Source organism: Flagellimonas sp. L-11 (assembly GCF_056857735.1).
The window spans coordinates 1-13,333 of the sequence record NZ_JBSXNR010000029.1 but is presented as its reverse complement, the minus strand read 5'-3'; the positions used below and the strand labels follow the sequence as shown (position 1 = coordinate 13,333).

At 42.1% G+C, this 13,333-nt stretch carries 13 protein-coding genes; 10 read left to right on the top strand and 3 right to left on the bottom strand.

Annotated elements, in window-relative coordinates; all coding sequences use genetic code 11:
• Positions 1 to 9 precede the first annotated feature (9 nt).
• The 3 genes from AC13CC_RS03215 to AC13CC_RS03205 all read left to right on the top strand — a co-directional run bounded on the left by AC13CC_RS03215 (position 10) and on the right by AC13CC_RS03205 (position 1,420).
• The gene (locus AC13CC_RS03215; protein ID WP_326279123.1) at positions 10 to 408 is read left to right on the top strand and encodes a response regulator; all 399 of its coding nucleotides are present in this window, start codon (positions 10 to 12) and stop codon (positions 406 to 408) included.
• Between the two features lie 224 nt (positions 409 to 632).
• A complete protein-coding gene (locus tag AC13CC_RS03210) occupies positions 633 to 1,187 on the top strand; it encodes a sigma-70 family RNA polymerase sigma factor (RefSeq protein WP_326279124.1) in 555 nt (184 codons plus the stop codon).
• 2 nt (positions 1,188 to 1,189) lie between these two features.
• Complete coding sequence (locus tag AC13CC_RS03205; RefSeq protein ID WP_326279125.1) at positions 1,190 to 1,420, top strand: hypothetical protein; 231 nt, start codon at positions 1,190 to 1,192, stop codon at positions 1,418 to 1,420.
• On the opposite strand, the gene AC13CC_RS03200 is transcribed toward AC13CC_RS03205, so the two are convergent.
• The gene (locus AC13CC_RS03200; protein ID WP_482876169.1) at positions 1,417 to 2,241 is read right to left on the bottom strand and encodes a UbiA prenyltransferase family protein; all 825 of its coding nucleotides are present in this window, start codon (positions 2,239 to 2,241) and stop codon (positions 1,417 to 1,419) included. The genes AC13CC_RS03205 and AC13CC_RS03200 overlap by 4 nt on opposite strands.
• A gap of 125 nt (positions 2,242 to 2,366) precedes the next feature.
• Here AC13CC_RS03200 and gcvP point away from each other — a divergent pair, with 125 nt between their 5' ends.
• The 5 genes from gcvP (at position 2,367) to AC13CC_RS03175 (ending at position 8,706) form a co-directional block, all read left to right on the top strand.
• Positions 2,367 to 5,219, top strand: coding sequence for an aminomethyl-transferring glycine dehydrogenase (gene gcvP / locus AC13CC_RS03195; protein ID WP_326279167.1), 2,853 nt, complete (start codon positions 2,367 to 2,369; stop codon positions 5,217 to 5,219).
• Positions 5,220 to 5,387: 168 nt separating this feature from the next.
• Positions 5,388 to 6,446 (top strand): 3-oxoacyl-ACP synthase III family protein, encoded by a 1,059-nt coding sequence (locus AC13CC_RS03190; protein ID WP_482876168.1) that lies wholly within the window; start codon positions 5,388 to 5,390, stop codon positions 6,444 to 6,446.
• Between the two features lie 106 nt (positions 6,447 to 6,552).
• Complete coding sequence (locus AC13CC_RS03185; protein ID WP_482876167.1) at positions 6,553 to 7,077, top strand: class I SAM-dependent methyltransferase; 525 nt, start codon at positions 6,553 to 6,555, stop codon at positions 7,075 to 7,077.
• Positions 7,078 to 7,276: 199 nt separating this feature from the next.
• The gene (locus AC13CC_RS03180) at positions 7,277 to 8,122 is read left to right on the top strand and encodes a glycosyltransferase family 2 protein (RefSeq protein ID WP_482876166.1); all 846 of its coding nucleotides are present in this window, start codon (positions 7,277 to 7,279) and stop codon (positions 8,120 to 8,122) included.
• Between the two features lie 233 nt (positions 8,123 to 8,355).
• Complete coding sequence (locus tag AC13CC_RS03175; RefSeq protein ID WP_482876165.1) at positions 8,356 to 8,706, top strand: hypothetical protein; 351 nt, start codon at positions 8,356 to 8,358, stop codon at positions 8,704 to 8,706.
• 340 nt (positions 8,707 to 9,046) lie between these two features.
• Here AC13CC_RS03175 and pafA read toward each other — a convergent pair whose 3' ends face one another.
• Positions 9,047 to 10,717 carry an alkaline phosphatase PafA gene (pafA, locus tag AC13CC_RS03170; protein WP_482876163.1) on the bottom strand — a complete coding sequence of 557 codons (1,671 nt, stop codon included), beginning with the start codon at positions 10,715 to 10,717 and terminating at the stop codon, positions 9,047 to 9,049.
• A gap of 117 nt (positions 10,718 to 10,834) precedes the next feature.
• On the opposite strand from pafA, the gene AC13CC_RS03165 reads away from it, so the two are divergent.
• Entirely contained in the window at positions 10,835 to 11,572 is a 738-nt protein-coding gene (locus AC13CC_RS03165; RefSeq protein WP_163626185.1) for an MlaE family ABC transporter permease, read from the top strand.
• Positions 11,572 to 12,339: an ABC transporter ATP-binding protein gene (locus tag AC13CC_RS03160; RefSeq protein WP_326279132.1), complete on the top strand. Its 768-nt coding sequence runs from the start codon at positions 11,572 to 11,574 to the stop codon at positions 12,337 to 12,339. The genes AC13CC_RS03165 and AC13CC_RS03160 overlap by 1 nt, the downstream gene beginning before the upstream one ends.
• Positions 12,340 to 12,631: 292 nt before the next feature.
• Here AC13CC_RS03160 and AC13CC_RS03155 read toward each other — a convergent pair.
• The coding region (locus tag AC13CC_RS03155) for a transposase family protein (RefSeq protein ID WP_482878238.1) at positions 12,632 to 13,333 on the bottom strand (702 nt) is incomplete at its 5' end.

Sequence of the window (13,333 nt, the reverse complement as noted above, 5' to 3'; positions counted from 1 at the left end):
ATGATGATTATGAAACCAGTTAATGTCTTTGTGGTCGATGATGATGACATCTATCAATTTACAATCGGAGTAACACTTAAAAACATTCCAGCAGTGCGTTCTACCCGCACCTTTTCCGATGGTGCAGAAGCGCTGGAATATATAGTAATGCACCAGAATAACGATGATGAATTACCAGACATCATCTTTTTGGATATTAACATGCCCGTATTGGATGGGTTCCAATTTATGGAAGAGTTTATCGAACTGCGCCCTAAATTGAACAAAAGCATCAAAGTATATATGGTTTCCTCTTCGATGGACCCCAAGGATATCAAAAAGGCGGACAGAATTGAAGAAATATCCGATTATTTGATAAAACCTTTAGACTCAAAACATATCAGGGAAATCCTGTCGGAAATATCATAATACAGGAATATGTGTTCAACAGTTTTATCAACTTGCCTTTTAAGCATTAAAATGATATAGATCAAAACTCCCATTCTATGAGAACCTTTTTTGCGTAAGAATTGAACTATCTGGACTGAACCTTTGCGCTTTGTCAGGCTATTGCGTTTTATGCGTCCAATCCATTTTTAGACCATATTAAATATATACCCAAAAACCATTACATTTGGTAATTCGATAAGAATATGGCCAAGCACAAACTTCAACCGGACAATTGGGTAAATCAATATGCCGATTACCTGTTCAACTATGCAGTTTCTCGTGTAAGCGATGCTGAAATTGCAAAGGATTTGGTACAGGAAACCTTTTTTGCGGGCCTCAACTCGGCCAAAAACTATAAAGGTGATGCCGCCGAACGCACTTGGCTGGTGTCCATTTTAAAAAGAAAGGTCATTGACCATTACCGAAAAATAAATTCAAAAAAAGGGAAAGCAGAGGTGCGTATCAACTATAGCTCCGATTCAGATGGGGAAGGGGATTGGCTAGAGCAGCATGTGGCCGACCCTTACAGCCGTGATGGCGGCAATAAACTTGAAAATGAGGAGTTGGGCGCTGCCATTCAGGACTGCATTTCAAAATTGCCCCAAAAACAGGCATTGGTCTTTAAATTAAAGACCATTCAAGGAATGAGCACTGAAGATGTTTGTAATGAACTTGATATAAACCCGTCCAACCTTTGGGTGATGGTCCATAGGGCACGAACGGCGCTCATGGGTTGTTTAAATGAAAATTGGTTTTAGGTATGAAGATTTCATGTAAAGAAGCATCATGCATCTGTGATAAATCCCAGTATAAGGAAGCGACCTTATGGGATATCATAAAACTGCGCTTACACCTTTTATACTGTAAAGTTTGCAGAGGATACTCCAAAAAGAACGGAAAACTGACCTCGCTATGCGACCGAGCCGGACTTACCATGCTATCGGAAGACGAAAAAAAGCAAATGAAAAAAGAACTCGAAGAAAAACGCTAAAAGTAATTTTCTGTTGCCCAAAATAAACAGAACCAAAAAATGGGGATGGCCTCTACCCAAAACATTACAAAGTATTTGGATTTTATCTGTTTGTCCGATACAAGTACAAGGATAAGCAAAACAGACAATACTAAACCCAATACAACCTCCAGTTGATGTACCTCATCCTTCAAAAAAGTCAACAGAAAAAAAGTTAGGGTCAATCCCATTCCCAATCGCTTTGTGTTTTTAGTGCCCAAGACCTGCGGCAAAGTTCGGAGACTTCTATGATCCCATTGCATATCCCTAATTTCAAACGGCAGTATCAAGACCAAAACCAAGAACATTCTTTGAATAAAGGTTACCACAAAGTCCCAGTCCAAGGTCATTTTCGCATCCAAAACAGGCAACAAAACCGTAAAGCCTGCCCAAACAAAGGCCACAATATAAATTTTAAGTCCCGCCAAATTCCTTAGGTTTTTGGCCCGCGGCAATAACGGAACTGCATATAAAGCGGATAACACGCCCAAAACTATGGTCGCCACCCAAATTTCCTTATCCAATTGGATCAAAAAATAGATAGCGAACACAAAAGAAATAAAGCTAAAAACCTGAATGATTTTATGATAGGCATTGGACACAATCAAATATTTGTAGGCCTCTACCCCATATTTGATGAAATTGTAGCAAACAATCACACTAAAAAAAATAAAGCCCAAAAGATTGAGACCCGACGAACTCCCCAAAAGGTGAAAGGTAACACCAGCCATGGAAATAACAGCAACAGCCACATGGATGCTAGCATCCAAGTAAAAATCAAAAATAGCTTTTAGGGTTCGCATGAGTTAAAATCCAATGTCTTTTACCAAAGGTTAACTTGTAGTTAACAACTTTGGTTCAGAGTCTTTCAAAATTGACCATTTTCATCGAATTAATCCCTAATTTTGTGCACTTTATTGGATTGAACATGAACACAGAGGTTTTTGCCGCCAGACACATTGGCATCACAGAAAGAGACTTGCCCCACATGCTCAAAACCATTGGGGTGGAAAGCATGGAACAGCTCATTTACGAGACCATTCCCGATGACATCAAATTAAAGAAACCATTGGATCTTCCGAAGGGTATCAGCGAACACGAGTTCCTGAGCCACCTAAACGAACTGGCCAAGAAAAACAAGGTTTTTAAAACCTATATCGGCTTAGGGTACCACGAGACCCTGACACCATCGGTCATCAAAAGGAATATTCTGGAAAATCCCGGATGGTACACGGCCTACACACCCTACCAAGCCGAGATTGCCCAAGGTAGGTTAGAAGCACTTTTGAATTTCCAGACGATGGTTGCCGACCTTACTGGCATGGAAATCGCCAATGCTTCGCTTTTGGATGAAAGTACCGCTGCCGCTGAAGCCATGAGCATGTTGTTCGAGCTTCGCAGTCGACAACAAAAAAAGGACGGTGCCGTAAAGTTTTTCGTTTCTGAAGAAATACTGCCACAAACCTTGAGCTTACTGGAAACACGAGCCATACCCTTAGGCATAGAATTGGTTGTAGGAAATCATGAAGGTTTTGATTTTTCAGATGAATACTATGGTACCTTGCTGCAATACCCGGGGAAACATGGTCAAGTAAACGATTATGCCTCCTTTGTGAAAAAAGCCAAGGCAAACGAAATAAAGGTGGCGGTTGCAGCCGATATTTTGAGTTTGGTAATGCTTACCCCTCCTGGTGAATGGGGCGTGGATGCCGTAGTGGGAACCACCCAACGTTTTGGGATTCCATTAGGTTATGGCGGCCCACATGCCGCTTTTTTTGCCACCAAAGAAGCTTATAAAAGAAATATTCCCGGAAGAATTATCGGAATCACTAAAGATACCGATGGCAACCCAGCCCTACGAATGGCACTTCAAACTAGGGAACAACACATAAAAAGGGATAAAGCAACTTCCAATATCTGTACCGCACAAGTACTTTTGGCAGTTATGGCCGGAATGTATGCGGTTTATCACGGTCCGGAAGGCTTAAAATATATTGCCGGAAAAGTTCATCATCAAACCAAAAAATTGGCCAATACCTTGGAAAATTATGGGTTTGAGCAATTGAACACCGCTTATTTTGATACCATTCAAGTAAAAGTTAAAAACACAGAGCGACTTAGGGAAATAGCAGAGAGCAAAAGCATCAACCTTTATTATATTGATGATGCAACGGTTTCCGTTTCTTTGAACGAAGCTGTTTCCGATACGGATGTAAATGTATTGGTATCTTGTTTCTTGGAATCTCAAGAACTAAAGGAAAAAACCTCGGCAAACATTGAATTGGAAGAGATCATTCCTGCCCATTTGCAAAGGCAAGCTCCGTTTATGGAGCACGAAGTATTCAACTCCTACCATTCTGAAACGGAGTTGATGCGATATATCAAAAAATTGGAACGGAAGGATTTGGCATTGAACCACTCCATGATCTCTTTGGGAAGTTGCACTATGAAGCTGAACGCTGCTTCGGAAATGCTGCCTTTAAGCTGGCCAGAATGGGGCAACATACACCCTTTTGTACCCGTAAACCAAGCGCTAGGCTACCAAGAGGTGCTAAAATCGCTTGAAGAACAATTAAATATAATTACCGGGTTTTCGGCCACTTCCCTTCAGCCCAACTCGGGTGCCCAGGGGGAATACGCTGGTTTGATGGTCATCCGTGCCTATCACGAATCACAGGGAGAAGGGCACCGGAACATTTGTCTAATTCCTGCTTCGGCACACGGAACCAACCCTGCTTCGGCAGTAATGGCCGGCATGAAAGTGGTAGTGACCAAAACCGATGAAAAAGGTAATATCGACATTGTTGATTTGGAGGAAAAGGCAGAGAAACATGCAGAGAACCTTGCTGCATTGATGGTCACCTACCCTTCCACCCACGGTGTATTTGAATCATCCATAAAACAAATCACAAAACTTATCCACAATAACGGTGGGCAGGTGTATATGGATGGTGCCAACATGAATGCCCAAGTAGGATTGACCAATCCTGCAACGATCGGAGCCGATGTTTGTCACCTGAATCTACACAAGACCTTTGCCATCCCTCATGGTGGTGGTGGCCCTGGAGTAGGGCCCATTTGTGTTGCCGAGCATTTAAAACCATTCTTGCCAACAAACCCTGTTATTGAAACGGGGGGTGAAAACGCAATAACCGCTATTTCCGCTGCACCATGGGGAAGTTCGTTGGTTTGCTTGATTTCTTACGGATACATTAAAATGTTAGGGACTGGAGGACTTACCAAAGCCACCGAAGCGGCAATCCTTAATGCCAATTACATTAAAGGTCGCTTAAAAGATAAGTTTGATGTACTTTATACCGGCGAGCGTGGACGTGCGGCCCACGAAATGATCATTGACTGCAGACCTTTTAAAGCCAATGGAATTGAAGTGACCGATATTGCCAAACGTCTTATTGATTACGGATTCCATGCACCAACCGTTTCTTTTCCCGTTGCTGGCACAATGATGATAGAGCCCACCGAAAGTGAAAGTCGTGCAGAGTTGGACCGTTTTTGTGATGCCTTGCTATCCATCAGAACAGAGATTGATGAAGCTTCTGCCGACGAAACGGATAATGTTTTGAAAAATGCTCCGCATACCTTGGGTATGTTAACAAGTGATGCCTGGGGCCATCCGTACAGTAGGGAAAAAGCCGCCTTTCCATTGCCTTATGTGGCCGAAAATAAGTTTTGGCCCAGCATTAGAAGAACTGATGAAGCATTTGGGGATCGTAATTTGATGTGCACTTGTGCGCCTATAGAAGATTACATAGAAGCCTGAAAACCATTATAAACATTAGAAAAAAGCCTTGGTTCCAAAATAAGACCAAGGCTTTTTTCATATCCTGCAATATATAAGGTATCTTTTGAACATTGTACTATTTATTATGCATGCATAGCATTGTTGACTATATATCTTAACTTGTTATGATTAAAACCTCCAGATAAGATGAAAATTGGCATTACAGGTACCGGAAGCTATATTCCATCCATTGTAACCAAAAACGAAGATTTTTTGCATCATAAGTTTATGGAGACCGATGGATCTCCATTTGAACAACAGAACAATGTAATCATTGAAAAGTTTAAGGCCATAACAGGCATCGCCAACCGAAGGTATGCCAAACCCGATTTAAAAACTTCGGACATCGGTTTTTTGGCGGCAGAAGAAGCCATTGGCAATGCTGGGATTGATAAAGAAGAACTTGATTACATCATATTTGCCCACAATTTTGGTGACCTCACTCCTGGAAAAATCCAAGGGGACACTTTACCCAGTCTAGCAACCCGTGTGAAGCATTTGTTGCGTATCACAAATCCAAAATGTGTGGCCTACGATCTTATTTTTGGTTGCCCGGGATGGATTGAGGGTATGATTCAGGCTACCGCATTCATCAAAAGTGGTATGGCCAAAAAATGTTTGGTAATCGGCGGGGAAACCCTTTCCAGAGTAGTGGATCAACACGACCGTGATAGTATGATCTTCTCCGATGGCGCCGGAGCTGCCATTTTAGAGGCCAATTCGTCAAACGGTGAAATATTGTCCCATGCCTCGGCAACATACGCCAACGAAGAGGCCTATTATCTATATTTTGATAAATCCAACAGCTCCGAAGCGTGCAAGGATACCCGGTACATAAAAATGCAAGGACGTAAAATATATGAGTTTGCCTGTATCAACGTACCCAATGCGATGGCTTCTTGTTTAGACGATAGTGGGGTGAGCATAGATGATGTCAAAAAAGTCTTCATTCATCAAGCCAATGAAAAAATGGATCAGGCCATCATCAAAAGATTTTATAAAATCTATGGGAAAACGGTTCCCGAAAATGTAATGCCCATGAGCATTCAGGATTTGGGCAATAGTTCCGTGGCCACCGTCCCTACCCTTTACGATATGGTACTTAAAGGCAAACTGCCCGAACATGAAGTGAAAAAAGGAGATGTTGTTATATTTGCGAGTGTTGGTGCAGGAATGAACATCAACGCTATTGTTTACAGATGTTGAAATGTTTGGAAAACAAGTTCCAGTATCAAGTTCAAACTCAAGTATCAAACCCAATAACATAAAAACTAATTTGGGATATATGATTTGTTTTTTGGAATTTTAGCGCATGTACGAAAACAACTTTCCCAACAAACGCTACAAGCACACCTTGGCGTTTCTGCAAAAGCACATCGATATTTCTGAATCTATTTTGGATCTTGGAGTAGAGAATCCCTTTGCTGAATTAATGAAATCCAATGGATATAATGTAGAAAACACCTCGGGTGAAGATTTGGATGTAGATTTTCAAAACGTTTCACAATCCGATGCTGATGTGGTGACCGCTTTTGAAATATTTGAGCATTTGGTGGCCCCCTTTAATGTTTTGAAAGCGATAAAAGCCGAAAAATTGGTAGCGAGCATTCCCATGCGATTATGGTTTTCACCGGCATACCGAAGCAAGACCGACCCTTGGGACCGTCATTATCACGAATTTGAAGATTGGCAATTTGATTGGCTTTTGGATAAAGCGGGTTGGACCATAAAAGACTCCGCCAAATGGACGAACCCGACCAAAAAAATTGGGGTGCGGCCCATACTCCGGTATTTCACAAACCGATATTACATTGTTTATGCTGAACGTGTGCGATAGAAAGATAAAGGGTAAAGGGCCAAAAGGTAAATAAAGTACATGTTCAAGCATCAAGTGCAAAAACAAAGAGAAAAGAAAGAAGAGCAAAGAATCAAGACACAAGACTTCGTCCATCGTGCTTCGGACATCAGACATCAGACATCTAAAACTAGACCAAACTTCTTTGGGATAAGTGACCATATTTTTGGAATTTTAGCAAATGCGAATCAGTATCGTTATTCCCGCGCACAATGAGGCTGCTTTTTTAAAAGATTGCCTGGATTCTTTTGTGGCTCAAACCTATTTGCCCAATGAAATTATTGTGGTGGACGACAATTCTTCGGACGATACTTTTAAAATTGCCCAAAGCTATACGCAAAAATACAACTGGATCAAAGTTTTGCAACGCAACTCAACTGATAAGCATGTTCCCGGAAAAAAAGTAATTGACACCTTTAATTTTGGTTTGGAACACACCTTGGAATACGACTTCATCGGAAAGTTTGATGCCGATATCATCCTGCCAAACAACTACTTTGAGCTTATAGTCAATCAATTTCAGGCCAATTGGAAACTGGGCATGTGTTCAGGGCTTTTATACATCAAAAAAGCGGGTGATTGGGTGTATGAAAACATTGCGGACAAAAACCATATTCGAGGCCCCATAAAATTATATCACAAAGCCTGTTTCAACAAAATTGGCAGATTACGCCCTGATGTAGGCTGGGACACCGTGGATACCCTTTTGGCAAAATACCACGACTTTGACACCTTAACCCTACCCGAACTAAAGGTAAAACACCTCCGCCCTACCGGACATGGTTACAGTTCCAAAAATCATCAAACCAAAGGCGTGGCCATGTATAAAATGCGTTACGGGATTGTTCTCACCAAAATAGCCACTTTAAAAATGGCTTGGCAGACCAAAAACCCAGGTTTGTACTTCCAAGCAGTTTTTGGGTACCTCAAAGCATTCTTCCAAAAACAACCTAGGTATGTTTCCAAACAAGAGGGAAAATTCATCAGGAGCTATCGCTGGAAGGGCATTTGGTCTAAATTTTCATAAAAACCACCTGTACACCTTCATCCATCAATTGAAAACGGGCCTTCGTCAATCAACAAGGCTTTGCGATAGGTGAAACTAGTATTTTGTTGGCGCAAAAGAATTTGCATAAAGTAAATCCATTTATAAACCAAACAATACTATAGCGTATTTATCCTTCTATCCCCAACCCAGTTGACTTAAAAAGAATATGCAAAGCTTATACGGCTTTGGAAGCTATTCTTATACTCAACCAAATGATAGGAAATAGCAGATACGAAAAAAATCACGACAACCCCAAGGGGGAGAATTTTTCTTTCTTCCTAGAATTCAATATGCACATGGGGATCGTTTTTGGTGAACAGGGAACCTGCATTGTTGGCTTCTATTACGATTGTGACCTTATCGACCGTTTTGAAGACGCCCATAAAGAAATCCTTAGGAAAGAGGAAGAACTCGAAAGAAAAAAACATAAATGGTGGATGTTTAAAAAATTTGAACCTAAACCCGTGTGGGATATTTTCTATAATGTGGATGATTTGTCCGTAGAGATTGAAAAATTGATGGAAGAACCCGTGATTGACCGAACATCATTTTGCGCTTGGTAGACCAAAACAGATACCAAGTGGCAAAAAGGGCGTATTACATGTTCCAAAGTTGAACTTGACGAAGATGTTTCCGAACTGGAAAATGGTTCAGATTTTTTCCTCCGCGATTTTGATGGGAACCCTGTTACGGTTAAAAATACTCTGAATCACGGTATTCAAAGAGATTTGGACCTGAAAACCATAGAAAAGGTTATCAATGGGGAAGCAATCACAAAAGAATTTGTTCCAAAAGCTAAACCTTGAACGCCAGGATTTCGAAAAATTAAAATCTGATTTGGATGAAATTGGGTTTCCCCATAAACTATAATGGCCCGTTTACTTAATCTGCAAAATCATAAACTTAATCCAACACCTCCCCAATCGGATGTCCCGTAGTTCCACTTGGGAATGCAATTCCCAACAAAGCCGCAAGGGTCGGGGCAATATCAGGTATTTCGGTGCGATTTACGGTACTACCCTGCTTAATACCTTTTCCGTAAAACAATAAAGGCACATGAGTGTCATATATTTGGGCTGATCCATGGGTGGAACCTGTTCTGCTGTACGAAATGTACCCCACATTTGGCACAATAAGCACATCGCCCGAACGCTTTTGATTATAACCGTTCTGCAATATGTAAGGTATGCCTTCCAAATACTCGTTTTCCCACATTTGATGGGCCGTGTACACTTGAGCTATTCCTTCGTAAGACAACAATTCTTTAGCGATATCCTCTTGGGCATCATCAAGGTCTATATCTAAATTGGCCAAAATCTTATGGTCCAAAAACAATTGGTAATTGGAAAGATCTCGTACCACATCCGTTGTCCCATATTTATACTGAAGAAATTCGGCAAACTTTGTTTGCACACCCTTCATATCCAAATAACCTGCTGGAATCTTGGAATCCATCAAATAAGAAGGCACATTAATGGCAGCATGGTCCGCAGTCAGGAAAACGGTGTACGCCCCCTCACCCACTTTTTCGTCCAAAGTTGAAAAAATACGGGCCAAATCTTGATCCAGCCTTAAGTAGGTATCTTCTACCTCTTTGGAATTAACTCCATAAAAATGTCCCACATAATCGGTACTGGAAAAACTTATGGCCAAGAAATCCGTGATGGTGTCGCCCCCTAAATCCTCGCCTTCCAAAGCAGCCAACGCAAAATCTGTCGTGATGCTGTTTCCGTAAGGAGTAGCTCGCAACAGGCCAAACTGACCGTTGGTATCCCACAAGCTAGGTATATCGTGCGGGAAGGTGTTACTTGTCTCCCCTTTTTGCAAACCTTCATAATTATTGGCATCCAATCCGCTTTCCGCATAAGTTTCAATGGGTTTTAAGGTGTTCCAAGGTTTTTTATAGGCTTCAACCGCGTTTGAATTGTTGAAATCGGTCACCCATTGGGGTAAGGTTTCCATGTAGTAGGAACTGGTAATCCAGTTTCCCGTTGCCCCTCCTTCAAACCAATAGGCTGCATTGGCTGTGTGACCCACAGGTAACACTGCCCCTCTGTCTTTTAGTGCCACGCCTATTACCTTTCCTCTTTTTTGAGTGTGTAAGCGCAACTGATCGGTAATGGTGGTTGTAAGCATCCTGTGGGGGGACATTTGCCCTGCATCGGAGATCGTTCCTACGGATGTGTAACTATCATCCCCTGCACAATACACGTCTTGTCCAGATTCCTTATCGAACCAATCATTGCCAATAATACCGTGCATGGAAGGTGTTGTACCGGTATAAACCGATGCATGACCGGGCCCTGTACTTGTTGGGGCATAGTTAAAATGATTGTTTTTACAATTAAAGCCCTCGTTTACCAATCTTTTAAATCCTCCTTCTCCATATTGGTTCCAAAAACGGGTAAGGTAATCGTACCGCATTTGGTCCACTACAATGCCCACGACCAATTTTGGAGTTTGAGCAATGGGTTCTGGCTGTATTTCTGCATCGTTCTTTTTTCTTCGTTGTCCGTATGAAATACTGATGATGCACAATGCTAAGATGGAAACTATAAGGTTGGTCTTTTTCATGGTATGGATTTAATCAAATAACAGCAAAACTATTGATTTCTGTCGTTTAAAAATTTAAATGAAGGTTAAATGCTGCACAATATTCTTATTTTTATCAACTCAAGTCCAAAAAAACGCATGAAATACCTAGAAGCGATCGGGAAATACTTCATCATGATTTGGGAAGTATTTAAAAAACCTACCAAGTGGCGCATTATGAAAACCTTGATCTTCAAGGAAATTGATGAGCTTATCTATGGCGCCATGGGCATCATTATATTCATCTCATTTTTTATAGGTGGAGTTGTTACCATACAAACCGCACTAAACCTAACCAATCCTCTTTTACCGAAAAGTCTTATTGGATTTGCCGCAAGGCAATCCGTTATATTGGAGTTTGCTCCAACCTTTACCTCTATTATTATGGCGGGAAAAGTAGGCTCGTACATAACATCCAGCATAGGCACCATGAGGGTCACCGAACAAATCGATGCCCTTGAAGTAATGGGGATAAACTCTTTGAACTATCTGGTTTTCCCTAAGATTGTGGCTACCATGCTGTATCCCTTTGCAGTTGCAATCTCCATGTTTGTTGGTATTTTGGGCGGATGGGTGGCAGCTGTATTTGGAGGCTTTGCCCCAAGTGGTGATTTTATTCAGGGACTACAAATGGATTTTGATTCGTACCATGTAACCTATGCACTTATAAAATCAGTGGTTTTTGCCTTTGTGATCGCCACTGTTCCCTCTTTCCATGGTTTTTACATGACCGGGGGTGCTTTGGATGTAGGAAAGGCCAGTACCACATCCTTTGTTTGGACGAGCGTTGTTATTATTATTGTGAATTACATTTTAACACAATTGTTATTGGGCTAATGATCGAAGTAGAGAACATACATAAGTCATTTGGGGACAATCACGTTCTAAAAGGAATTTCCACATGTTTTGACAAAGGCAAGACCAACCTTATCATTGGACAGAGTGGTTCGGGAAAAACAGTATTCCTCAAATGCCTACTGGGTTTGTTTGAACCCGACCAGGGCAATATATGCTACAACGGACAATACTATTCCGACCTTTCGGCAAAGGAACGAAGAAACCTACGACAGGAAATGGGCATGGTGTTCCAAGGAAGCGCTCTTTTTGATTCCATGACCGTGGAGGGCAATGTGATGTTCCCCTTGGATATGTTCACCAATCAATCGCTGTCCGAAAAACAGGACAGGGTAGACTTTGTTCTGAAACGCGTTAATTTGGTAGATGCCCACAAAAGGTTACCTGCGGAAATTTCTGGGGGAATGCAAAAAAGGGTGGCCATCGCACGGGCCATTGTAATGAATCCCAAATATTTGTTCTGCGACGAACCCAACTCTGGGCTTGATCCCAAAACAGCTATTTTGATTGATAACCTTATCCATGAGATTACTCAGGAATACGACATTACCACAGTAATCAACACCCATGATATGAACTCCGTGATGGAAATCGGGGAAAAAATAATCTTCTTAAAAAACGGGCATAAAGAATGGGAAGGCACAAACAGGGAAATCTTTAAAACCGACAATGAAGCCGTAACTGATTTTGTCTACTCCTCGGAGCTCTTTAAAAAGGTTCGACAAATGTATATTGAAGAACGGAATTGATGCTTTGTTCTTAGGTTATTCAGTTATTGGAATTTGTGATGATGATTCAATAAGGAATGGCATATTGACTTTCGACAAGCTCATGTTCAAGGTTCAATTTGAGACATTCAGGAGTAAGCCTGCTTTTTCATGAACATTAAACTAAATGCCACTGAACCATATTGGTTTTAGTGGCATTTTTCATTTATATGTTGTGTTTTTGATGCTTTTGAACGAAGATGCGTCCGTTTTCAAGGATTTTGTTGACAATGGGGCATAGGATCCCCTGGGGCATCTTGCCGCCTTACATCCCTTAGGCCGCCTTTTGCAGTGCTTCCCTGGCCATGCGCCTGCCGATCTCCAGGGCATTGGCAGTATGGATGCCAAAGAAGATCCAGAGGATCTCTGTCGCCTTGGTACGGGCCTTGATCTTTTTCAGGTGGTAGTGTTCTTTCTCCTTGCCAAAGCTGCCCTCCAATCTGCTGGCCCTTTCCTTGGTGATGGCATTTGCCAGTTGCCTGCGGTGTTTCTCGTGTTTGCCGGCCCTTCCCTTGCGCTTGAAGTCGGTGTGGATGTTATAGCGGGTGGTGAACTTCCTGTTCTTGTTGGTGGCATAGATGGCATCGGCCCCGGCCAATCGGGTCTTGACCTTGGTCAGGCGTTGGGCCTTAAATACCGTATCCTGGAAGCGATTGCCCTCATGGAAGGCCTCGAAGCTCAGGTGCTCGATAAAACCAATGCCGTCGATCTGGAACTTGTTGACCTTGGCCCCGAACTCTACCGCTTTGGTTTCCTTGCCCCGTACAATGGGCCGGATATAGTCTTTGTCCAGGCTCACAATGCGGGCCTTGGGTTTTATGCCCCTGTAAAAGTATGCGTGTTGCTGGCCATAGATCTTTTTGGCCGTGGCCCTTCGCCGGTACTGGTCTTTGGTCATTACTATCCCGTATTGGGCTTCCAGGCGGTCAAGTTCATCGCTAAACTTGCTCAGTAGCAGAAGCAGGCTCCGGGTCAG

Excerpts from the sequence above, each read along its gene's own strand:
- AC13CC_RS03215 (WP_326279123.1), top strand. The coding sequence starts at position 10 with ATGAAACCAGTTAATGTCTTTGTGGTCGATGATGATGACATCTATCAA.
- AC13CC_RS03210 (WP_326279124.1), top strand. The coding sequence starts at position 633 with ATGGCCAAGCACAAACTTCAACCGGACAATTGGGTAAATCAATATGCC.
- AC13CC_RS03205 (WP_326279125.1), top strand. The coding sequence starts at position 1,190 with ATGAAGATTTCATGTAAAGAAGCATCATGCATCTGTGATAAATCCCAG.
- AC13CC_RS03200 (WP_482876169.1), bottom strand. The coding sequence starts at position 2,241 with ATGCGAACCCTAAAAGCTATTTTTGATTTTTACTTGGATGCTAGCATC.
- gcvP (WP_326279167.1), top strand. The coding sequence starts at position 2,367 with ATGAACACAGAGGTTTTTGCCGCCAGACACATTGGCATCACAGAAAGA.
- AC13CC_RS03190 (WP_482876168.1), top strand. The coding sequence starts at position 5,388 with ATGAAAATTGGCATTACAGGTACCGGAAGCTATATTCCATCCATTGTA.
- AC13CC_RS03185 (WP_482876167.1), top strand. The coding sequence starts at position 6,553 with ATGTACGAAAACAACTTTCCCAACAAACGCTACAAGCACACCTTGGCG.
- AC13CC_RS03180 (WP_482876166.1), top strand. The coding sequence starts at position 7,277 with ATGCGAATCAGTATCGTTATTCCCGCGCACAATGAGGCTGCTTTTTTA.
- AC13CC_RS03175 (WP_482876165.1), top strand. The coding sequence starts at position 8,356 with ATGATAGGAAATAGCAGATACGAAAAAAATCACGACAACCCCAAGGGG.
- pafA (WP_482876163.1), bottom strand. The coding sequence starts at position 10,717 with ATGAAAAAGACCAACCTTATAGTTTCCATCTTAGCATTGTGCATCATC.
- AC13CC_RS03165 (WP_163626185.1), top strand. The coding sequence starts at position 10,835 with ATGAAATACCTAGAAGCGATCGGGAAATACTTCATCATGATTTGGGAA.
- AC13CC_RS03160 (WP_326279132.1), top strand. The coding sequence starts at position 11,572 with ATGATCGAAGTAGAGAACATACATAAGTCATTTGGGGACAATCACGTT.